The organism is Bradyrhizobium sp. (assembly GCF_035484855.1).
GTDB lineage: Bacteria > Pseudomonadota > Alphaproteobacteria > Rhizobiales > Xanthobacteraceae > Bradyrhizobium.
This window is the reverse complement of record NZ_DATHOP010000073.1, coordinates 1-21,550: the sequence shown is the minus strand read 5'-3', so window position 1 is coordinate 21,550 and position 21,550 is coordinate 1. Positions and strand designations below refer to the sequence as shown.

The 21,550-nt window shown below is 62.3% G+C and carries 20 protein-coding genes; 8 read left to right on the top strand and 12 right to left on the bottom strand.

Annotated features, from left to right (window positions below):
• Positions 1-232 precede the first annotated feature (232 nt).
• From VK804_RS08380 to VK804_RS08360, 5 genes are all read right to left on the bottom strand, one after another.
• Complete coding sequence (locus tag VK804_RS08380) at positions 233-745, bottom strand: TIGR02281 family clan AA aspartic protease (RefSeq protein WP_325369807.1); 513 nt, start codon at positions 743-745, stop codon at positions 233-235.
• Between the two features lie 25 nt (positions 746-770).
• Complete coding sequence (locus VK804_RS08375; RefSeq protein ID WP_325369805.1) at positions 771-977, bottom strand: DUF1289 domain-containing protein; 207 nt, start codon at positions 975-977, stop codon at positions 771-773.
• A 47-nt stretch (positions 978-1,024) separates the two neighbouring features.
• Positions 1,025-2,629: a HAMP domain-containing sensor histidine kinase gene (locus VK804_RS08370; RefSeq protein WP_325369803.1), complete on the bottom strand. Its 1,605-nt coding sequence runs from the start codon at positions 2,627-2,629 to the stop codon at positions 1,025-1,027.
• 216 nt (positions 2,630-2,845) lie between these two features.
• Positions 2,846-4,264, bottom strand: coding sequence for a serine hydrolase (locus VK804_RS08365; RefSeq protein ID WP_325369801.1), 1,419 nt, complete (start codon positions 4,262-4,264; stop codon positions 2,846-2,848).
• 94 nt (positions 4,265-4,358) lie between these two features.
• The gene (locus VK804_RS08360) at positions 4,359-5,228 is read right to left on the bottom strand and encodes an NAD(P)-dependent oxidoreductase (protein WP_325369799.1); all 870 of its coding nucleotides are present in this window, start codon (positions 5,226-5,228) and stop codon (positions 4,359-4,361) included.
• A gap of 222 nt (positions 5,229-5,450) precedes the next feature.
• Between VK804_RS08360 and VK804_RS08355 the strand changes: the two genes are divergently transcribed.
• The 4 genes from VK804_RS08355 (at position 5,451) to VK804_RS08340 (ending at position 9,610) form a co-directional block, all read left to right on the top strand.
• Complete coding sequence (locus VK804_RS08355) at positions 5,451-5,888, top strand: VOC family protein (protein WP_325369797.1); 438 nt, start codon at positions 5,451-5,453, stop codon at positions 5,886-5,888.
• 56 nt (positions 5,889-5,944) lie between these two features.
• Positions 5,945-7,078 carry an Mrp/NBP35 family ATP-binding protein gene (locus tag VK804_RS08350; protein WP_325369795.1) on the top strand — a complete coding sequence of 378 codons (1,134 nt, stop codon included), beginning with the start codon at positions 5,945-5,947 and terminating at the stop codon, positions 7,076-7,078.
• Positions 7,079-7,260: 182 nt separating this feature from the next.
• The gene (locus VK804_RS08345) at positions 7,261-8,349 is read left to right on the top strand and encodes a TRAP transporter substrate-binding protein (protein ID WP_325369793.1); all 1,089 of its coding nucleotides are present in this window, start codon (positions 7,261-7,263) and stop codon (positions 8,347-8,349) included.
• A gap of 175 nt (positions 8,350-8,524) precedes the next feature.
• On the top strand, positions 8,525-9,610 hold the full coding sequence (locus tag VK804_RS08340) for a TRAP transporter substrate-binding protein (RefSeq protein ID WP_325369792.1): 1,086 nt from the start codon (positions 8,525-8,527) through the stop codon (positions 9,608-9,610).
• Between the two features lie 112 nt (positions 9,611-9,722).
• Here the strand turns inward: VK804_RS08340 and VK804_RS08335 are convergent, their stop codons facing one another.
• Complete coding sequence (locus VK804_RS08335; RefSeq protein ID WP_325369790.1) at positions 9,723-10,574, bottom strand: alpha/beta hydrolase; 852 nt, start codon at positions 10,572-10,574, stop codon at positions 9,723-9,725.
• 58 nt (positions 10,575-10,632) lie between these two features.
• The gene (locus VK804_RS08330; protein WP_325369788.1) at positions 10,633-11,328 is read right to left on the bottom strand and encodes an alpha/beta hydrolase; all 696 of its coding nucleotides are present in this window, start codon (positions 11,326-11,328) and stop codon (positions 10,633-10,635) included.
• Positions 11,329-11,462: 134 nt separating this feature from the next.
• Between VK804_RS08330 and VK804_RS08325 the strand changes: the two genes are divergently transcribed.
• The 4 genes from VK804_RS08325 (at position 11,463) to VK804_RS08310 (ending at position 13,534) form a co-directional block, all read left to right on the top strand.
• On the top strand, positions 11,463-12,086 hold the full coding sequence (locus VK804_RS08325; RefSeq protein WP_325369787.1) for a CGNR zinc finger domain-containing protein: 624 nt from the start codon (positions 11,463-11,465) through the stop codon (positions 12,084-12,086).
• Between the two features lie 50 nt (positions 12,087-12,136).
• Positions 12,137-12,823: a haloacid dehalogenase type II gene (locus tag VK804_RS08320; protein ID WP_325369785.1), complete on the top strand. Its 687-nt coding sequence runs from the start codon at positions 12,137-12,139 to the stop codon at positions 12,821-12,823.
• Positions 12,824-12,942: 119 nt separating this feature from the next.
• Positions 12,943-13,155, top strand: coding sequence for a PRC-barrel domain containing protein (locus tag VK804_RS08315; protein WP_325369783.1), 213 nt, complete (start codon positions 12,943-12,945; stop codon positions 13,153-13,155).
• Between the two features lie 136 nt (positions 13,156-13,291).
• Positions 13,292-13,534 (top strand): hypothetical protein, encoded by a 243-nt coding sequence (locus VK804_RS08310; protein WP_325369781.1) that lies wholly within the window; start codon positions 13,292-13,294, stop codon positions 13,532-13,534.
• A gap of 205 nt (positions 13,535-13,739) precedes the next feature.
• On the opposite strand, the gene VK804_RS08305 is transcribed toward VK804_RS08310, so the two are convergent.
• From VK804_RS08305 to VK804_RS08285, 5 genes are all read right to left on the bottom strand, one after another.
• Positions 13,740-14,087: a hypothetical protein gene (locus VK804_RS08305; RefSeq protein ID WP_325369779.1), complete on the bottom strand. Its 348-nt coding sequence runs from the start codon at positions 14,085-14,087 to the stop codon at positions 13,740-13,742.
• A 261-nt stretch (positions 14,088-14,348) separates the two neighbouring features.
• A complete protein-coding gene (locus VK804_RS08300; RefSeq protein WP_325369777.1) occupies positions 14,349-15,527 on the bottom strand; it encodes a cobalamin-independent methionine synthase II family protein in 1,179 nt (392 codons plus the stop codon).
• A 135-nt stretch (positions 15,528-15,662) separates the two neighbouring features.
• Positions 15,663-16,616, bottom strand: a complete 954-nt coding sequence (locus VK804_RS08295) for an ABC transporter substrate-binding protein (protein WP_325369775.1) — start codon at positions 16,614-16,616, stop codon at positions 15,663-15,665.
• A gap of 470 nt (positions 16,617-17,086) precedes the next feature.
• Positions 17,087-19,834: an autotransporter outer membrane beta-barrel domain-containing protein gene (locus VK804_RS08290; protein WP_325369773.1), complete on the bottom strand. Its 2,748-nt coding sequence runs from the start codon at positions 19,832-19,834 to the stop codon at positions 17,087-17,089.
• Between the two features lie 285 nt (positions 19,835-20,119).
• On the bottom strand, positions 20,120-21,550 hold a 1,431-nt coding region (locus VK804_RS08285; RefSeq protein WP_325369771.1), incomplete at its 5' end, for a TRAP transporter large permease.

The following is a 21,550-nucleotide window of genomic DNA, read 5'->3' as shown; positions in this document are numbered from 1 at the left end:
AGGCGTTTGAATTCGAATGGCAGGCTGAGTGCCCGATAGTGCCGGTGATTTGCCCAACGTGTCAAAATATTGACGCCGGATAGCTCAAAGGATCCATGCCAACGACACCATGCTACTTTGCATGGGGTTGTTTTCGACATTTTAGTTTGGGCCGAGCACCGCCCCCCAAACGAAGCCCCGCCATTCGACGGGGCCGGAAGCAAAAAAACGCGGGGCTCGTGACGATCGCGGTTTACGGATAGCCGTGCAGCATCAACTTGTCGGGGTGCACTTCCCAGCTTTCGAGCCGGTCGAGAAAGCTCATGCCGAGCAGGTTGGTCTTCATCTGGCCGTGCGGCACCACCAGCGCCGGCACCGAGCGTTCGACCAGCCTGCCGATGGCGAGACGATCGAGCGTCAGCCGGGCCGCCTTGGTGTGGCCGCCCGCGGTCTCGACGTCGACGTCGTATTCCAGCAATTCCAGCGGCAGCCCTGCGGCGCGTGCGGTCTCATAGGTCAGCACCACCGAGGTTGCGCCGGTGTCGACCACCATCGGCGCGCTGACGTCGTTGATCCTGGCCTGCAGCGCGAATTCGCCGCCCTGGCTGCGCGCGATCTGCACGGTGCGGGCGGGCGAAGCGGCGCGCCTGCGCAGCAAATCCGAGACGGTGTCGGTGGCGCGCGCCACCTTTTCCGGGTCCTTGTACGCGACCACCGCGCCTGCGGTCGCAGCTAACACGAACAACACCAGCAGCAGGCGGCTCACAACGCACCTCCCGCGCAATCTCCCGTCAGGTCGTTTTTTGACTTGCCGACCCCAGCGGAACCAGCCCGGCATCCGCCATGCGGGTCGCGAGCCCTGCCATCACGGCCTGCCGCTCCGCGCCGTCCATCCGGCCCCAGCGGGCGATCTCCGGCAAGGTTCGGCCACAGCCCAAACAAAGGTTGGTTTTGGGGTCGATCATACAGACTGCGATGCACGGCGTTTCGATGCTCATTGGTGGAAGTGTGAAGCGTATTCGGCTCTGTTGCGCAAGCGCCCCGGCTACAGTCCGGTGCCGGCGCTCATGATCGGCTTGTTGCGGGTCCGTCGTTTCTCGTCCGGCGGGCTGGTTGCGGTTTCCGGCTGCAGCGGCGGCGCGGCTTCCTCCGCCATCGGCGCAAGCGCCGACATCACCCGCTCCGGCGGGAAGGTGACAATCACCTCGGTGCCGATGCGCAGCTTCGATTTCAGCGTGAACGTGCCGCCATGCATGTCGATCAGGCTCTTGGCGATCGGCAAGCCCAGCCCCGCGCCCTGTTCGGCCGATTTGATCGAGTTGGAGCCCTGGCCGAAGGAAGCGAGCACGATCGGGATTTCGTCCTCGGCAATGCCGGAGCCGGTATCCTTGACGCTCAGATACTGGCCGCCCGAGGCGGTCCATCCGACCTTCAGCCAGATCTCGCCGCCCTGCGGGGTGAATTTGATGGAGTTCGACAGCAAATTGAGCACGATCTGCCGGGTGGCGCGCTCGTCGCCCCAGATCCGTGGCATGCCGTGCTCGAACACCTCGTGGATGGTGATGCCGCGGCTGGAGGCGCGCAGCTTCAACAGATGATGGCAGTCGGCGACCACATGCACCAGCGAAACCGCTTCCTCGTTGAGCTCGTAGCGGCCGGCCTCGATCCGCGACAGATCGAGGATTTCGTTGATCAGGTTGAGCAGGTGCACGCCGGAATTGTGGATGTCGGCGGAATATTCCTTGTAGACCGGCACCGCATGCGCGCCAAAGATCTCGCTCTTCATCACCTCGGAGAATCCGAGGATCGCGTTCAAGGGCGTGCGCAGCTCGTGGCTCATTTGCGCCAGGAACCGCGATTTCGCGACATTGGCGGATTCGGCGCGGTGGCGCGCTTCGTCCGAGATCGATTTGGCCTGCTCCAGTTCGCCGATCAGCGCGTCTTTCTCGGCGCGCGCTTCCAGCGTCGCCAGCGTGGTCGAGTGCAGGCGGTGGGCGAGCAGGGCAAAATAGCCTTCGGCGGCGATGGCGAGCGCCGCCAGCACATAATTATCGAAGCTGCCGCCGAGCACGAAATTGAGCGCGATCCCGATCGTCACCGGGGCGGTCGCCGCGAGTGCTGCGATCGGCAGGCTCGCCGCCAGCATGCTGGAAACCGCGATCACCAGCAGCATCAGGAACATCAGCAGCGTGTTGGAGACGACATCGAGGCCGGCGGGATGGATCAATACCGCGGTCCACGACAGGCCGTACAACAGGTCGAGCAGCACGAACCGCGTCCGCCACTTGCGGGTAGTCGTCAGCGTGGGCGGCTCGGCGAGGAACCTGTCGCAATAGCGGATGATGGCGGCGTGGATGCAGAGCATGCTGCAGGTCCATGCCGCGGCCGAGACAGGTCGCATCCAGAAGCCGAACAGCAGGCCGGTCGCCACCACCAGCAGCATCACGACAAAGGATGCCGACACCCGCGTCTGGGCATATTGCCGGAGCAACTCGCGATCGAAGGCAGGGCGGGTTCCCGACGTCGACGTTAACCGATCGCGCGCCTCGCGCACCCGCTGCGCGGCGGCGCGGCGCTGGCTCGCCGGCACGGCTGCGGGCGGTTCAGCCGGAAGCTGCACGACTTCAGGCTTATCGGCGGGATTACTCATCAAGCAACACAAATCCTGCCCGCTGACGGAGCGAGCTTTTGCATCGTCTATCTGTGCCGCCAAATCCTTAAGAGCTGACTTAAATGGCTAAAGAATCACGTTAATGGCTGGTTAAATTAACCTGTTGCGTCGCGCTGTGGAGGCCGCCGAGCATGATCCGGAAAAGTGGACGCCGGTTTTCCCTCGCGACAAACGCGGAACGCGTTTGCGCGGAGATCACTGAGGCAGTGCGACTGCATCGATTTGCATGACCCCATACTTGTCGAACAACTCGATCCGCTCACCGTTCACGACCGGAATATAGCAGCGGCGTCGAACCCCGATGATACAGAGCCGACCCTCCGCGACCGTCCATGTCCCGCTCGGCGGTCCAAGGGCAGGGTCCCAGTGCAGAGAGGTCAACCGTCCGTCGGGCTCGAACCGCAACGTGTACGGCGCCTCCTTCAGCTTGCCGCCGAAACTGATGGTCTTGGCCTGGAATGTTGCCGTCAGCTTCTTACCCTGAGGCCGTTCCCCGGTCGCGGCGCTGATCGAGGCATCGGGCCCGGGGTCGTAGCCCTCCGCCTTCAGGATCAGCCAGAAGAGCCTCGCAATACTGCGCGCCGGGGGCTCAGGAATGGCAGTGTCGCGGTCAACACGGTGCACCACGACGAGGTCAAGCGTTGGTACGACCAAGGCATATTGGCCGCCGGCGCCTTGGGCCATGAAGCTGCCCTCGGGCAGAGTAATTGTAGGCGCGACGGAGCCGTCGAGAAAGCCGGTCCACCAGAGATAGCCATAGCCCGGACCAAACGGGGATATCGAGTAGGCGCGGGTGCTCTCTTCCACCCACTGCTGCGGGACGATCTGGCGCCCGGCCCAATTACCCCTGTGCAGATAGAGCAGCGCAAAACGCGCCAGATCGCGCGCACTCATGCGGATTGGATAGGCCGGATGGATCGAGGCTTTACCGCGAAAGTAGAAGCCATCCTGCGGCCGGTAGTCCTGCATGCCGATCGGCCTGGCGATCTGCCGGTAGAATGCACCGAAGATGTCGGTACCGGCTGCGTGTTCGTAGATCGTGCCGAGTGCGTTGAAGTCCCAATTATTGTAGTACCAGAAGGTGCCGGGCGCGTGGCTGCCGCGCGGCGGTCTCGCCTCGGCCATACCCGGTGTTTCATAGAGCGCCGGGTGATAGACGCCGGATCGCGCTTCGAGGAGTTCACGCACCGTCGCGCCCTTCTCGACCTCGGTCAGGCTAGGTGGGTTGTCGTCGATGCCGAGTTCGCCAAGCGTGCTGTCGAGATTGATGAGATGCTCCGACACCGCAATGCCGATCAGGGCGCTGAGCAGGCTTTTGCGGATTGACGCGAGTTCGGTTCGCTTGGTCGTATCGCCCCACTCGGCCACCACCTTGCCGTGATGAACGATGATGACGGCGCTCGAACGAATCTGATCCGAGAAGGCTCGCGCTTGTGCCAGACCGGCCTCCGACCAGCCGAGCGCCGCAGGCGTGGCATGCTCCCACTCCGCTCCCGGGAAGCTATCTGCGGCTCCGGCAGGGTCGAACCGCACCAACACGCCAAACAGTGCGATGACGAAACTGATGTGGCGAATATTCATCGATCCAAGCGCGACGAGGCTGACCTTTACCAAGGTGTTATGTTCTTCAACCAAGCTAGCCGTCGATCAGCGCTGCGGATCGGCGGCAGGTAGACCCTACCCGCCGACCGTCGGCAATCGTTAGCGCTCAGCGTGCCAGCCGCGCCAGCAGGCTGGAAGTATCCCAGCGCCTGCCGCCCATTTTCTCGACTTCGGAATAGAACTCGTTGACCAGCGCGGTGACCGGAAGGCTTGCGCCGTTGCGCCGGGACTCGGCGAGGCAAATCGAGAGGTCCTTGCGCATCCACTCCACCGCGAAACCATAATCGAATTTACCCTCGTTCATGGTCTTGTAGCGGTTATCCATCTGCCAGGACTGGGCGGCGCCTTTCGAGATGGTCTCGACCACCGCATTGACATCGAGCCCGGCTTTCTTGGCAAAGTGGATCCCCTCCGAAAGACCTTCGACCAGGCCGGCGATGCAGATCTGGTTGACCATTTTTGTCAGCTGGCCGGAGCCCGCGGGGCCGAGCCGCTTGCACATCCGGGCATAGGCCGCGATGACAGGCTCGGCGCTGGCATAGGCCTCCTCGCTGCCGCCACACATCACCGTCAAGACGGCATTTTCCGCACCCGCCGAACCGCCGGACACCGGGCCGTCGACGAATTTGAAGCCGCGCTTGGTTGCTTCGGCGTCAAGCTCGCGCGCGATCTCGGCGGATGCCGTGGTGTGGTCGACGAAGGTCGCGCCTTTCTTGACACCCGCGAATGCGCCGTCGCCGCCGAGCGTGACCGCGCGCAGGTCGTTGTCGTTGCCGACGCAGCACATCACGAAATCCTGACCTTCGGCGGCGGCCTTCGGCGTGGCTGCGGTCTTGCCGCCGAATTTCTCGGCCCAGGCTTTCGCCTTGGCGGCGGTGCGGTTGTACACCGTGACCTCGTGACCGCCTTTTTTCACCAGATGTCCCGCCATCGGGAAGCCCATCACGCCGAGACCGAGGAAAGCGACTTTAGCCATGTGTGAAACCTTGGGGTTTTGCCGGCCTTGGGATGGCCGGACCGTGTTCTGGAGAGGGGGCGGGGCCGTTTCGTCCTCGAAACAGGTTCCGCTCGAGAGGTGGAACGGGCACAATAAACCCTGGCCCGCGAAGGGCAACGGCTGCGTTTGGCTGGCAGCCCGGGTTTTGTGCTAGGATGGGTCGTCGACGTCAGCGATTTCAACAAAAAAGGGAGTGACACCATGAGCGTCAGCGTAGGCGTGCTCGACCATTTCAACATCCGGACCCGCAAGCTCGGCGACACCGTCCGGTTCTATGAAGACGTGCTGGGCCTGGAGAAGGGCCCGCGGCCGAATTTCGCTTTCCCGGGGGCCTGGATGTATTCGGAAGGCAAGCCGGTGGTGCACCTGGTCGATATTTCCAAGACCGACGAGCCGCAAAAGCCGGATTCCGGCGTCGTCCATCACGTTGCCTTCATCAGCCGGGGTTTTTCGGGGATGAAGCAGCGCTTGGAAAAAGGCGGATTCGAATACGATTCGCGCCAGGTTCCCGGCGGCGATCTCTGGCAGATCTTCGTCAACGACCCCAACGGCGTCATGATCGAGCTGAATTACGAAGCCGCCAAGGAGGGGGCCGGATCGGCGCCCAAGGAGCGGGCGGACGATGTCGGGGCGAGGTAGCCTTTTGGGCTGCAACGCTCTATCTGTCGCATCCAAGATAACAAGGAGATGCGCCCGTGAGCGTTACGCAGCAACAGGTACTCGATGCCCTGGCCGGGGTGGCCTCGCCGCGCGGCGTCGCCCTGACCAGGGCCGATGTGCTGTCGCCGATCGCGGCCACTGACGGCAAGGTTTTCTTTTCCATCAATGTCGACGCCGCGGAGGCCCGCGCCTGGGAGAGCGTGCGCGCACAGGCGGAAGCTGCCGTGCGTGCCATTCCCGGCGTCACTGCGGCGATGATCGCGCTGACGGCCGAACGCAAGGCAGGCAGCGGCTCACCGCCGCCGCATCGCCACGCGCACGCGCCGGGGGTGGCGCCGGTCGCCTCGCACAAGCCGCCGCAAAGCCCGGCGTCGCCGATGGCAAAGCAGGCGGAAATTCCCGGCATATCGGCCGTGATCGCGGTCGCCTCCGGCAAGGGCGGCGTCGGCAAATCGACCACCGCGCTCAATCTGGCGCTCGGCCTGCGCGATCTCGGCCTGCGCGTTGGGCTACTCGATGCCGACATCTACGGCCCGTCGGTGCCGCGGCTGACCGGCATTCGCGAGAAACCGCAGCTCAACGACGATCGCAAGATGATTCCGATCCGGCGCTTCGGGCTTGCGATCATGTCGATCGGCTTCCTGGTCGAGGAAGACACCGCGATGATCTGGCGCGGGCCGATGGTGATGTCGGCGATCACCCAGATGCTGCGCGATGTCGAATGGGGCACGCTCGACATCCTCGTGGTCGACATGCCACCCGGCACCGGGGACGCGCAGCTGACGCTGGCGCAGAACGTGCCGCTCAAGGGCGCGGTCATCATCTCTACGCCGCAGGATCTTTCCCTGATCGATGCGCGGCGGGGGCTCGCGATGTTCCGCAAGGTCAACGTGCCGGTGCTCGGCATCGTCGAGAACATGAGCTATTTCCAGTGCCCGCATTGCGGCACCAAGTCCGACATTTTCGGCCATGGCGGCGCGCGGCACGAGGCCGAAAAGCTCGGGGTGCCGTTTCTGGGCGAAATTCCGCTGCACATGTCGATCAGAGTTACCTCCGATTCGGGAACGCCGGTGGTCGACAGCGAGCCCGACGGCGTGTATGCGGCGATCTACCGGGCGATCGGCGAAAAGGTCCGCGATCAGCTGCAGGGTGCGATCGCCGCGGCGTGAGTGGGTTTATCGCCCCTATGCGACTTTCGTTTAACAAGGCTGTCATGCCTTCGTCGCGTATTCCGCAACGGAGCTTCCATGGTAAAGACCGCCGCGAGATGCGCGTTCGGCTGAGGCAAACAGGTTTCGCCGCAACAATACTGCAGCATAAGGGGAAGCGCCCCAACAAGGAGATGCCTTAGATGAAGCGTCGGGATTTTTTGAAGGTTTCCGCAACGGGCGCCGCGGTGGCGGCGGTCGCCTCGCCGGCGATCGCGCAATCCGCGCCCGAGATCAAGTGGCGCATGACGTCGAGCTTTCCGAAATCGCTCGACACCATCTATGGCGGCGGCGCCGAGCTTGTGAAGTACGTCGCCGACATGACCGACAACAAGTTTCAGATCCAGCTGTTCGCCGCCGGCGAGATCGTGCCGGGATTGCAGGCGCTGGATGCGGTCTCCAACTCAACCGTGGAGCTCGCCCAGACCGCGGCGTATTATTATGTCGGCAAGGATCCGACCTTTGCGATCTATTCCTCGGTGCCGTTCGGGCTCAACGCCAGGATGCAGAATTCCTGGTGGTATCAGGGCGGAGGCCAGGAGCTGGGCAACGAGTTCTTCAAGAAATTCGGCGTGATCGGATTCCATGCCGGCAATACCGGCTGCCAGATGGGCGGCTGGTTCCGCAAGGAGATCAAGACGGTTGCCGATCTCTCCGGCCTGAAATTCCGCATCGGCGGCATTGCCGGCCAGGTGCTGCAGAAGGTCGGCGTCATCCCGCAGCAGACCGCCGGCGGCGACATCTATCCCGCGCTCGAAAAAGGCACCATCGACGCCGCCGAATGGGTCGGGCCCTATGACGACGAGAAGCTCGGTTTCCAGAAGGTCGCCAAATATTACTACTATCCCGGCTGGTGGGAGGGCGGCACGGCGGTGCACGTTTTCAGCAATCTCGAAAAATGGAATTCGCTGCCGAAGAGCTACCAGGCCATTCTCGCCAGCGCCTGCGCGCAGGCCAACAGCTGGATGGCCGCGCGTTACGATATGCAAAATCCGACGGCGCTGAAGCGTCTGATCGCCGGCGGCACGCAGCTTCGTCCCTTCACCCCCGAAGTGCTGGAGGCCTGCCTGAAGGCGACCAACGAATTGTGGGGCGAGATTTCGGCGAAGAACGCCGACTTCAAGAAATCCATCGACGCGATGCAGGCCTATCGCGGCGATCAATATCTGTGGTGGCAGGTCGCCGAATACACCTTCGATACCTTCATGATCCGCTCGCGCACGCGCGGCTGATCACACCTTGATCTTAAGTCGTAGAACAAAGCCCGGCCTCGCGCGGAGGCCGGGCTTTTTGCGTTGCGGCGCTGCAGTTCGGGATGGAAATCCCGAACCGGATGCTCCATGCTGAACGAAAGAAAGCCTCGAAAGAAGGCTGACGGCACCGACACACCCAAGGGGAGAGAATTCAATGAAACGTCGTGACTTCATCAAGGCCACCGGCATCGGTGTCGCGGGCGCGGCCGTTGCCGCGCCGGCGATCGCGCAGACCACGCCGGAAACCAAATGGCGCATGACCTGCAGCTGGCCGAAATCGCTCGATACGCTGTATGGCGGCGCCGAGGTCATGGCGAAAGCGGTGGCGGAGGCGACCGACAACAAATTCCAGATCCAGGTGTTCGCCGCCGGCGAAATCGTGCCGGGCCTGCAGGTGGTGGATGCCGTGCAGAACGGCACCGTCGAGATGGGGCACACCGCGTCTTACTATTATTTCGGCAAGGACCCGACGTTTGCCTTCGGCACCTCGGTCGCCTTCGGGCCGAGCCAGCGCATCAACCAGGGCTGGTACACGATCGGCGGCGGCAAGGAAGTGCTCGACGACTTCTACAAGAATTACAACATGATCTCGATCCTGGCCGGCAATACCGGCTGCCAGATGGGCGGCTGGTTCCGCAAGGAGATCAATACGGTTGACGATCTCAAGGGTCTGAAATTCCGCATCGGCGGATTCCCCGGCAGCGTGCTGCAGAAATTCGGCACCATTCCGCAGCAGATCGCCGCCGGCGACATCTATCCGGCGCTGGAGAAGGGTACCATCGACGCCGCCGAGTGGGTCGGTCCGTACGACGACGAGAAGCTCGGCCTCTACAAGATCGCGCCGCATTATTATTACCCCGGCTGGTGGGAAGGCGGTTCGATGCTGTTCGCCTTCGTCAACCTCGACAAATGGAACGCGCTGCCGAAGAGCTATCAGGCGGTCCTGCAGCAGGCGGCGGCCTACGCCAACACCTGGATGATCGCCAAATACGATCGGGTCAATCCGGCCGCGCTGAAGCGGCTGCTCGGCAACGGCGTCAAGCTGCACGCGTTCTCGCCGGAGATCATGGAAGCCTGCTTCAAGGCGGCCAAGGAATTGCACGCCGACATCGCCGGCAAGAACGCCAACTTCAAGAAGGTCTATGAGTCCATGACCGACTTCAGCAACACCACCTACCAGTGGTTCCAGGTCGCCGAACTCGGCTACGATTCCTTCATGGTGCGCCACTCGCACGCCTGAACCGGAAGCGTTTTCGAGATGATCTCTCTCTTGCGGTTTTGAAAGTGAAAGAGGTCAGGCGTCCGCTGCCGATCGCTCAAGCGAGAGAGCGCCCGGCGCGTTCGCTCGACCATCATGTCAGAAAATCGCGAATGCTTTGCGCGATCTCGGGGGCGTGGGTTTCCAGGGCGAAGTGGCCGGTGTCGAAGAAGCGGACAACCGCGCGAGGATTGTCCCGTTTGAACGCCTCGGCGCCAGCCGGCACAAAGAACGGATCGTTCCTGCCCCACACCGCCAAAAGCGGCGGCTTGTGGGTGCGGAAATATTCCTGGAATGCCGGATACAGCGCGACGTTGCTCTTGTAGTCGCCGAGCAGATCGAGCTGCGCTTCATCTGCGCCCGGACGGGCCAGATAAAAGTTGTCGAGGTTCTGGCCATCCGGCGACACCATCGTTGGGTCGGGTACGCCGTGGGTATACTGCCAGCGGGTTGTCTGCGGCGTCAGGAAAGTGCGGAGCGCGTTGCGGTTGGTCGGCGACGGGTCCTGCCAGTAGGCCTTGAGCGGGCCCCAACCGTCGCTAAGACCTTCTTCGTAGGCGTTGCCGTTCTGCGAGATGATGGCGGTAATCCGCTCAGGGTGGCGGACGGCGAGCCGGAAGCCTGTCGGCGCGCCATAGTCAAAAACGTAGACGGCAAACCGATCGAGACCGGCGACCTCGGTAAAGCGGTCGATCACGCGGGCGATGTTGTCGAACGTGTAGCGGAATTCGTCTCGTGGCGGCATGTCTGACTGACCGAACCCGGGAAGGTCCGGCGCGACGACATGAAATCTGTCCGCGAGGAGCGGGATCAGGTCACGGAACATGTGTCCCGCGCTTGGGAAGCCGTGCAGAAGCAGCAGCTTCGGCGAATCGCTTGACCCCGCTTCGCGATAGAAAACGTTGAAACCATCGACATCGGCCGTGCGATACCTGATCCGCGCCATCAAACCCTCCACTATCTGCACCCTCGGTGACCGCCGATGACGGCCTCCATGGTTTGCGTCAGTCCCCGGTGACAGCACCGATGGCGTCGCGGATAACGTCGACGACCAGGTTTGGAGCGGTGACGCTGGGCGTGTGATCGACACGGTGCGCCTTGATGGTCGCCTTCATCCGTTCCGCCATGTAGCGCTGCGTTTCGGCCACGATCATTCGGTCTTCCTCGGCAAGGAGAAACCAGCTCGGAACGTCCTTCCAGAGCGGACGCCCGACCGGGACCGTGATGCAGCCCAGCGAGATCGGCCGTTGCACGGCCGCGAGCACGGCTCGATCGTCGGCGGTTGCGTTTGGCGCGAACGCCGTCGCGAAGGCTGCTTCGGGCAGCCAGATCAAGCCGTTGCTGTCCGGCGCAAGTTTCGGTGCCTGGGGGTGGGGTTCGAGACGGTAGAACACGTCGGCGACCTTCTCGCCCTCATCGGGCGCAAGCGCGCTCACATAAACCAGGGCCTTGACACGTTCAGGACGCGCCAACGCCACGACCGCGCCGGCATAGGCGTGTCCCGCCAACACGATCGGCCCTTCCGTGCGGTCCAGGCTGCGGTTGAGCGCGGTGACGTCCTCTGCAAGTGAGGTTAGCGGAAGCGGCGCCGCCGACACGTTCATCGCCTCTGACTTCAGCGCCGTGATGACCCGTGCCCAACTCGATCCATCCGCCCATGCGCCATGTGCCAGCACCACGCTCACATCCTTGTTTGCCATGCTTGCTGCTCCCTGAAGGTCGCGAGAGAGTAACCTGTCAATTAGCTCTTGACAGGTTATGATCCGGCAGCCATAACTTGTCAATCAACATCTAACCGGTTATGCGATTGGAGCCTGCTTCGAAGGGACCAATCGTGCAGCACGGTCTGCCCGCGCTTTTCATTGCCGACTCGCTCGGTCTCGATTTCCTGAACTCCATCGCAACACCGGTGGATACGACGGTTGACTGGCTGAGCGATGGCGATGGCCTGTTGAGGTGGCTGGCTCAGGCCGAGCTTGTTCCAGTCGATGTTTTGGACGAGTTGAAGGCGCGAGCGATGCCGGGTGAGCTGGACAGGGTTGCAGATCAGGCTCGTGCCCTGCGCGAGTGGTTTAGAGGCTTCGTTCGCAAACACATGGGCCGGCCGTTGACGCCGAGGGCGCTTCGCGAACTTGCTCCCTTGAACGGGCTCTTGGAACGCGACGAGATGTTTAGCCGGATATCAGGGCGTCGCCATGGCGACGTCGGTCGCCTTGAATTGCTGACGACGCGGCGCTGGCGGTCTCCTGAATCTCTGCTGCTGCCGATCGGCGAAGCGTTGGCAAAGTTCGTCTGTGAAGAAAATTTCGTCCATGTGAAAGCGTGCGAGGGACCTGGCTGCACGCTGTTGTTCGCCGATCACACCCGAAGGCGGGCAAGACGATGGTGCAGCATGGCGATCTGCGGCAATCGCGCCAAACAGGCCGCACACCGCGAACGGCTCAGGAACAAGCGCTGACGGGCTGACGAACTAATGGGGCGAGGGGCGACAAACCGGAGGTTCATGACATGACCGCTCTTCCCCTGATCGTTTTCGATGTCAACGAGACGCTGCTCGATCTCGAAACGATGGAGCCGACCTTCCAGCGCATCTTCGGCGATAGAAGCGCGATGCGCCTGTGGTTCGCCAACCTCATCATGTATTCCGCGGCGCTGACTGTGGCCGGCTGCTACGTGCCGTTCACCGATATCGGTTCGGCTGTGATGAAAATGCTCGCCGATACGCGCGGCATCAATATTGACGACGGCGACAAGAAAGAGCTCACGGAAAAGTTTTCAACGATGCCTCCGCACCCCGAGGTTCCAGCGGCGCTCCGCAAGCTGCGCGATGCGGGTTTTCGGCTCTTCACTCTCACCGACAATCTGCTGGAAGTTCAAACCCGCCAGCTCGAGCATGGCGGCATCGTCGATTTGTTCGAGCGACGATTCAGCGCGGACGGCGTCAAGCACCACAAGCCGTCACGCCAGGCTTACGCTTATGTCGAGAAGGAGCTTGGAGTTGAGCCTTCCCGGCTTTGTCTCATCGCCTGCCACACTTGGGACACCCTCGGCGCCGTGGCGGCGGGTTGGGAGGCCGCGCTGATCAAGCGTATTGGCAACGATGTCCTGGGAGTCGGTCCTCAGCCGCAGATCGTCGACGATGACCTGAACGGCGTGGCCGATCAACTGATCGCCCGACACGGCGCACGGACCTGACAACGGCGCGCGCGGTTCCATCGGGACACCCATTTGCCGCGCGCCGGTCATGACTTGTGCGCCTTTCGAATGCATTTACCGGTCCACTCAAGCCGCTTGAGTCTGAACGGGAGTGTCCCATGCCCACTATAAAACTCCGTGCATCGACAATCCTCGGAGCGTTCGAGGAGGCGCAGTCGGAGCTTGTCGGCAAGGCCGTGGTCCTCACCGACGGTGTGGCCGGGACGGTGGAGACCATTTGGCTCGACGAGTTGCACGGACTGCGAATCTCCATCATCGGCCACGCCGGAAAGTGGCCGATCTCGACCATCAAGTACGTTCAGGGCAGGTGAATTTCGCCAGGATTGAGAAAGCCCCGCAAAACGAGCCGGGCCTCTGTCTCCGGCTTCATTGCCCCGGTTGCGGCGCAAGATTGCCATTTGGTCCGGGCGGGAGGATGCTGTCGGCACGGGCACCATGGAGAGCAGCATGAGCAAGGCAGGTCTCGATAATCGCCACCGCAACCACGACGGCGAAATCAGCCACAAGCACGGCAACACGCTGATCGGCACCTTGCGCAAGCTTTACGGACAGGGTTTTGCGGCGGGTTATCCAGGGACCGAGAAACTGAGCGAGGTCCTCCTTCAACTGAACGAAACGTCACTGAGCCAGCTCCGCCGCGATCACGAGACCGGCCATTTGGAGCACAAGATCGCCAACGCTTCGAAATAAGCCGGCTATTTGCTCGGCGCCGACCAGGCCTCCGTCACGGCGCTTTCCACGACGTGCCGCTGAACTCTTTTGCATCGCGGACAAGCGAAGGTTCGCAAGTCCTGGCCCAGGGAACTCGGCTCAATCGCCGCCAATTTCATTGGAGAACCGCAAGCCGTGCATTGCGGACCCTGGTTTTGGGTGTCGCGCATGCGTTGCTCCCCCCTCAATTCGGCGGCCCGAGTTCGCCGGCGAGCCAGCCGGCCGCATTCGATTTGAAACGGTCCGATGCAATGACGCTGATCTCGACATGATCGCATTTGGGGCATTCGAACAACCGATGTTCAAAGCCGGTCGGCCCCGTTGAAATACGCTCCAGCATCATCTTCGTTTGGCAACGAGGACAGCTGGGGCGCTCAATCGTGGTCGGGAAATCCTGGGATGAGGTCACGATGCTTCCCTGCGCTGGGCGGGAGCACGACCGACTCTCTGTCGCCGATGGTTGCCGAAGGCCGAGCGGCGATGGAACCAGCTTGCGCCTCCAGTTCCCGAAGCGCTGGTCGATATTGCTCACTTTCGGGATTAATCGACCGCACCGTGAAGAAGAAGCGGCCCCGGCGTGTGGGGTGGCACGCCAGGGCCGTCGTCTGATTGAACGCCACGGAGCGGCCCGCGACGTGCACCTAACCAAGCATAGGCGGACAGGACCGGTGTGGTCAGTTTTGATCACTTCAGGGAACTTAGGCTGGAGGGGCTATCCTGCTTCGCCGGGGCAACCCCGCGCGCCTGGTCGTCGGCCAAGTGCCGCTTGGCTCACTGATGCTTCGAGCGAAGTTCACTTGGCGCTCTCGCGCCCTGCAAACCACAGCTTGGGATCCGCGGCGCGCACGCGCGCTTCCGGCAGCCCGAGCTCGCGGCGGACGATATTGGTGCCCTCGACCAGCGCCACGCATTTGTAGAAGGCGATCCGCCGCGACAGCCCCTCGCGGCCAAAACCGCAATCGGTCGAGATGACGAGCTGTTCCTTGGGGATGAATTCGAGCGCCTTGCGGATCAGCGCCGCGACGTGCTCGGCCGGTTCGACCACGGTGTTGCAATGGTTGACGACGCCGATGCCGATCTTCTTGTCGGTCTTGATGTGCTTGAACAGATGCAGGTCCTTGCCGTCCGAACTGGCGCATTCGAGCGTAAGCACATCGCAGTTGAGCTGCAACAGATGCGGCAGCGCGCGTTGGTAGCTCGGCACTTCCCAATGCACGCGCTGCTGGTTCGGATTGCCCCAGCAGGTGTGCACCCAGATCTCGGCGTTGACCCCGGTGAGCTGGCGATTGAAGGCCTCGGTGAGGAAGGCGAGATCGGCATCCGTGCAGTCCGGCTGCTGGGCGCGCATATGGTGCGGCGGCTCCTCCACCTGGATCAACGGGCAGCCGGCCTCCGCCATGTCGCGGAGCTCCGCGTTCATGATGTCGCAGAGATCGAGGATCATCGTCTTGTCGTCGTCATAAAACTCGTTCCACAGCATCGAGGCCAGCGCGGGCGCGCAGATCGCGCCGAATTTCACGGGACGGTCGGTCACGCGCTGGGCGACCTGCCAGAGCGCTGCGTATTCCAGCGGGCCGCGCGTCAGTTTCTCGGTCACGATGCCGGGCTGATAGGCCTCCTGCACCTCCCACAATATCTTTCCGGGCCGCAGGCCGTGGCGCGACATCCAGCCCCGCGAGGTGTCGCGATGGCCGCAGACGCCGCCGAGCCGCTCGATCGGGTAGAAGAACCAGGATTTGCCGCCGACGGTGAGATCGAACCGGCTGTCGCCGTCGGTCACGATGTCGAGGCCGGCGGCTTCCTGTTCGGCGATGATGCTGGCGACCGCGTCGAGATATTGCTCGCGGAACAGGGAATCGCCGAGCGCGGATTTGAAGGAACGGCCGGCCAGACTGCGGTCGAACCAAAGCGGTCGCGGATAGGAGCCGGTGATGGTGGTCGGCAAAATCATGTCGCGCGTGACGGTGAGCACCGTGGCCTCCGTGTTTTTTTGGTCGAATTCCGGAGCAGCCGGACAGCGTCTCCTGTCGACTTGGCCATCAGGGCAGGCTGACGGCTTGTCGTCAAGGTCCGCAGGGTTGGCTGCGCGCGTGGCGGATATCCGCTCCTATTCAATCACCTTGTCGGCAAGCAGCACGACGGATTCGGGGAGCGCGAGACCGAGTTCTTTTGCGGCCTTGAGATTGAGGACGAATTCGAATTGGGTCGGTTGCTCAACCGGCAGCTCGGCCGGAGCGGTGCCCTTGAATATCTTGTCGAGCAAATCCGCCGCATGGGCGATCAGCGCCTGGATGTCAGGGCCGTAGCTCATCAGCCCTCCCGCGGTCTCGACGAAAACGCGGTATTGATAGATCGCAGGAATCTGGTTCGCCGTGGCCAACTCGGCAATTCTCGGCCGGAAGGGGTCTGCCAGTGCGTAAAGTGCGTCGCATTTCGCCTGTTTGATGGCCTGGAACACGCCGTCCAGATCGGCCGGCGTGGCCGCCACATAGGGAGCCGTCGACAAGCCGATCATCTCTGCCCCCTTGCGCGCGACTTCGTAGAGTTGCGCATGGGTGGGGTTTGCAGACATCAGGACGGCGACCAGCCTGGCATCTGGAAGGACGCGACGAAGAATCTCCAGCGTTTTCGCGGTCAGGTCACCGAACATATTCGCGACACCCGTTATGTTTCCGCCCGGATGAGCAAAGCTCTGCACAAAGCCCGACCCGACTGGATCGGTGGCAGGCGCCATCACGATCGGAATCGTTTTGGTCGCGCGTTGCACCGCTGCGATCGCCGGAGTGGCCTCCGCGACGATGGCATCGGGGCGAAAGTCGACAATTTCCTTTGCAAGACCCGGCAGACGGTCGTAGCGGCCTTCGGCGGCTCGCACTTCGACAACAAGGTTCTTGCCCTCGACGTAACCCAGTTCAGCCATCCGCCGTCGAAAGACGTCGAGGCTCTCTGCGGGGCAGGAAATCAAATATCCGACGCGCCAGGTCTTTTGCTGTTGCGCCCACACCGCGGGCGGCGATCCGGCAACACCGCCCAAAATACCGAGGAAATCCCGTCGCCTCATGCCTAGCCTCTTCCGCAGAGGCCATCATTATATCTGCCCAGCGGAGCCGCCAGAAGGGGCAAGCGGGTCGCGATCGCAAATGGCGGCAAATGGTCTGCCTACTCGATCACCTCGTCGGCGCGGCCGAGCAAAGTGAGCGGGAAGTTGACGCCAAGCGCGCCGGCGATCTTGAGGTTCACCACCAGTTCGACTTTGGTGGACTGCTGGACCGGCAGATCGGCCGCGTCGTTCCATGTGCCCCCGGGGAACGATGCGCTTTATGGACTGCAAAGGATAGCTGTTTAGCGCTGGCCAGCGAATGAAACCCGATTGCAATCAGTTGGATGACATGATGGAGGTCGATGTCCGTTCTGAGTGAACGCGCACATGAGGGCCGCAACGGGATGTCCGGTCTACTCCCCGAACCGATACCGTCAGGCCGCTCCGGCACGTCCGTTCGCGCCCACAACCAATGGCCGCCGCGCGCCGCTTTACCACTGATAGCGCGCAACACCCTTGCCAGCGTAGCTGCTTGAGTTATTCGAGAACTCACCCTCGAAGGTTGCGGCGAGCGAGAAGCCGCTTCTCCACTTTACCTCGGCGGATGCCGTCGTGAGCGCCTTGTCGGGAGATTGTGCCGCACCGTTCACCACGAACGAAGCACCGGGCAGGGTCTGGAACGTCGCGCCGATCGAACGGTCGGTGTCGTAGTCATGCGCCCAGGCGAGACGTCCACGCAGGGTGAAGATGGAATCCGGCATCGCCCAGGATTTGTCGGTGCGCAGGCCGACCTCGCTGCGCGTGTCCGTCACGCTCTTCGCACCGTAGGCGAGGGCGAAATTATTGGACCCGACAATTGCCTGTTCGGCATAGGCCGGCAGATCAAAGGTGGTGAATTGAGCGGCGGCGTAGGGTGTGACGGCCATCCACGGCAGCACGAAGCGATAGCCGTCTTCGATGCGGCCTGAAAAAGCATTGGCGTTGAAGTGCGCGTGCAACTGGTCGATACCCGCAATCGTGACGGTGCGGTCGGTCGTGATGTCCTGCCAGCCATAGGCCAGTGCGGCGGTGAAGTAGGCCGGTCCCACCGTGTGCCGCACGAACGCGCCGGCCTGGAACAGATCGGACCGTCCGGTGCCGCCGTTGGCGACGCTGAAACTGGTGCCGCCGCCGGCGAGCGCAAAACCCGCGATGGTCGATGGCGAGAAGCGATAGTCGGCTCCGACCGCCACCGCGCCGAGACGGCTGGTTGTCGAGTTCGAACCCAGCGTCGGATCGCCATTGGTGGTTTGCGATCCGCCGAAGCCCGAGGCCCACACGCTCCAGCTCGGCGTGAACGGTGCCATCGGCGCGGCCTTTCGATAGATCGCCGCATAAGCATCAAGTTCGCTCTGGCTGCGTGCCGGGTGCTTCGCCGCATAGGCGTTCGCGGCATCGATTTCTTCGGCGAACGGTGTCGCGCCCGACCCGGCGGTGATGCCATCACCGCGGCCGTCGATGAACGGGTCAGTCATGATGCCCATGAACTGGGTCATGGCATTGAACGTGGTCTGCTGCGATCCTGTCGCCGTCTCGCCGGAGGCTTGGGACAATCCAGCGGGCGTCAGCGAACTGAACACCAGGGGAATACCGCCGGTGGAGTTGAAGAAATTGGTCAGCGCATTGCCGACATTCTGCTGGTTGCGGTTGAGGCCCGATCCAAAGTTCGGAGCCAAGGGACCCGGCGTGAAGTTCAGCGTCAGGTTAAGGTAGGCATCATGGGCGTCGTAACTCAACGCGGTGGTTAAATTCGACGACAGGTTGGTATTCACCACGGTTGGATTGAACGTACCGCTGACCAGGCCGGTCGCCTGGACGATGGTGTATTGCTTCGAAACATAGGATCCCGGCGCAAAGTTTGCGTTGACGGTGGCTCCGCCCAGCGTGGCGGTGCCTGTGACATTGGCAAAGGAAGCGGTGGCTGGATTGACCTGCACCATGAATATCGAACCAGCTTGGAATGACAGGCTGGTGGTTACATTGATCGAGGAATTCGGCGTGCCGTTGCCCGGTGCGAACGTGCCGCCCGCGTTGATCGTGGTGTTGCCGACGGTGCCGTTGCCACCGAGCGTGCCGCCGGCACTGACCGTGACTGCGCTTGCGGAGGTGACGTTGCCGTTCACGTCGAGCGTGCCTCCGTTGACATTGACCGGACCGGCGTAGCTGCTGGTGCCGGTCAGCGTCCACACAGAACCGCCGATCTTGTTGAAGGTGGCAAAACCCTGATACTGGGGGCCGAGTGTGCTGACGTCGAACGTCGCCGTACCGGTACCGCCAAGTTGAAACGTGTCGTTGCCCGTGCCGAGCACGTTGCCCGATATGACGGAGCCCGGCCCCAGTGTCAGTGTGTTGCCGCTGCCAGCGAACCGGATCGCCGCGGTGCTCCCGGATATCGTGCCGGCGTTGAAGACCGAGGAACCACCGGCGTTTGCCAGAATACCATATAAGGTGCCCCCGATGAGGGCGCCGGCGTTGTTGGTCACTGTCGCGTTGGTCTGAGCGGAAATGGCGATGTTGCCGATGCCGAAGATGTTCCCGGAATTGGTGACATTGGCAAAGCCCGTGGCGGTGCGAATTCCAAAACCACCCTCGATGATGGCGCCGGCGTTGTTGGTCACCGTTGTGTTGGTCTGAGCGATAATGCCGGCGTCGTTGATGCCGTTGATGACTCCGGAATTTGTGACATTGGCAAAGCCCGTTGCAGTTTGAATTCCGCCAGAAAAGCCGACGATCTTGGCGCCGGCATTGTTGATCACCGTCGCGTTGGTCTGAGCGAAAATGCTGGCGGAAGTCAGGATGTTTTCGATGCTCCCGGAATTGGTGACAATGGCGGAGCCCGTAGCGGTTTTAATTCCAAAGTCGATGCCGGTGATGCTACCGCCGGCATTGTTGGTCACTGTCGCGTCGCCAAGAAAGATGCCGGTGAGAGTGCCGCTCCCGATAACCGAGGCGTTAGTACCGACATTGACGGTGACGCCGGTCTCGGTACCGGTGCCGTAGCCGTAGAAGCCGAGGCTGGTGCCGGGCGCACCGCCGCCCTGATTGGTGGTAGTGCCGGTGCACGTCGCAGTGACGTTGCTGGCGGCAGCAGGCGTACAGGCCCACGCCGCCTCGCCGCTCAGAAGCGCCATTACCAGAGCAATAGTGATGGACTGCGCGGCCGCGGAAATAGAATGCCGCCCGCGGTTGCCGCTTCCCAAAGATAGCCTCCCCATCCCCGACATTTTAGACGTCAAACCAAGCGTCTAGGATGTGCCCGGGAACTCCGACAACCGAAACACATCTCCATCAGAATTCCAGGGAAGACACAACCTACAGTCGGCCAATCAGGCACGTTCTAAAGCGCGATCAGTTGCAATTGTGGCTAGCGCGCAACACCCCGCTCTGCCAATTGTCGCGGCGTGGCGCGGAACGGAGCATTGGAATTGGCTTGGACGAGATTCAATCTCCCAAGCTGCCGCCTCTGGTCAACCGCTCCGGTGACCTCAATTCTTCGGCGCGTCGAAATTGAGCGGCGGCAGCTCGATCTGCGGAATGTCGATCCTGACCTTGTTGAGGTCGACATTGACCGGCTTGTCGAGCAGGGCTGTGACCGTGATCGGAAACGCGATCACCAAGACCACCATGATCATCTGCAGGCCGACCCAGGGCAGGGCGCCCCAGTAGATGTCCGAGCTCTTGACCTCCTTCGGCGCCACGCCGCGCAGATAGAACAGCGCGAAACCGAACGGCGGGTGCATGAACGAGGTCTGCATGTTGACGCAGAGCATGACGCCGAACCAGATCAGCGCGTAGTCGGGTCCGACCACCGGCGCCAGGATTTTTTGCGCGATCGGCGCGATCATCGGCAGGATGATGAAGGCGATCTCGAAGAAATCCAGGAAGAACGCCAGGAAGAAGATGAACAGGTTGATGAAGATCAGGAAGCCCCAGACCCCGCCGGGCAGCGAGGTCAGCATGTGCTCGAGCCAGACGCCGCCGGAGACGCCCAGAAACACCACCGAGAAGCAGCTCGAGCCGATCAGGATGAACACCACCATGGTGGTGATGCGCATGGTGGTCTCGTAGCCCTGCTTGATCAGGCCGCGCAATTCGGGAATCCGCACCGCCTCCAGGCAGATCCAGACCACCGCGAAATAGGTGATGGCGAAGGCGAGCTTGAAGATCAGGTTCTCGGCGATGAAAATTCCGACCATGGTGCCGATGCCGGCGGCGATCACGCCGATGATCAAGAGCTTGTGGCCGGCCTTGGAGAAGTCCTTGTGGTGCATGGCGGCGAGCACGATGGCGCCGATCGCGCCCATCGCGCCGGCTTCCGTCGGGGTCGCGAGGCCGAGCATCATGGTGCCGAGCACGACGAAGATCAGCACCGCCGAGGGGATGATGCCGAGCAGGCATTTGTGCCACAAGGCCCAGCCTTTCAGGGTGCGCGCCTCTATCGGCACCGGCGGGACATGGTCCGGCTTGAAGATGCCGAGCACGAAAGTGTAGCCGGCGAACAGCGCGATCTGGAACACCGACGGTCCCCAGGCGCCGAGATACATGTCGCCGACCGACTTGCCGAGCTGGTCCGCCAGCACGATCAGCACCAGCGACGGCGGCACCAATTCGGTGATGGTGCCGGAGGCCGCCAGCACGCCGGTGATGTAGCGGATGTTGTAGCCGTAGCGCATCATCACCGGCATCGAGATCAGCGCCATGGCGATGACTTGCGCCGCCACCGTGCCGGTGATCGCGCCGAGGATGAAGCCGACGATGATCACGGAATAGCCGAGGCCGCCGCGGATCGGGCCGAACAACTGGCCCATCGAATCCAGCATGTCCTCGGCCAGTCCGCAGCGTTCGAGGATCGCGCCCATGAAAGTGAAGAACGGGATCGCGAGCAGGAGTTCGTTGGAAAGCACGCTGCCGAACAC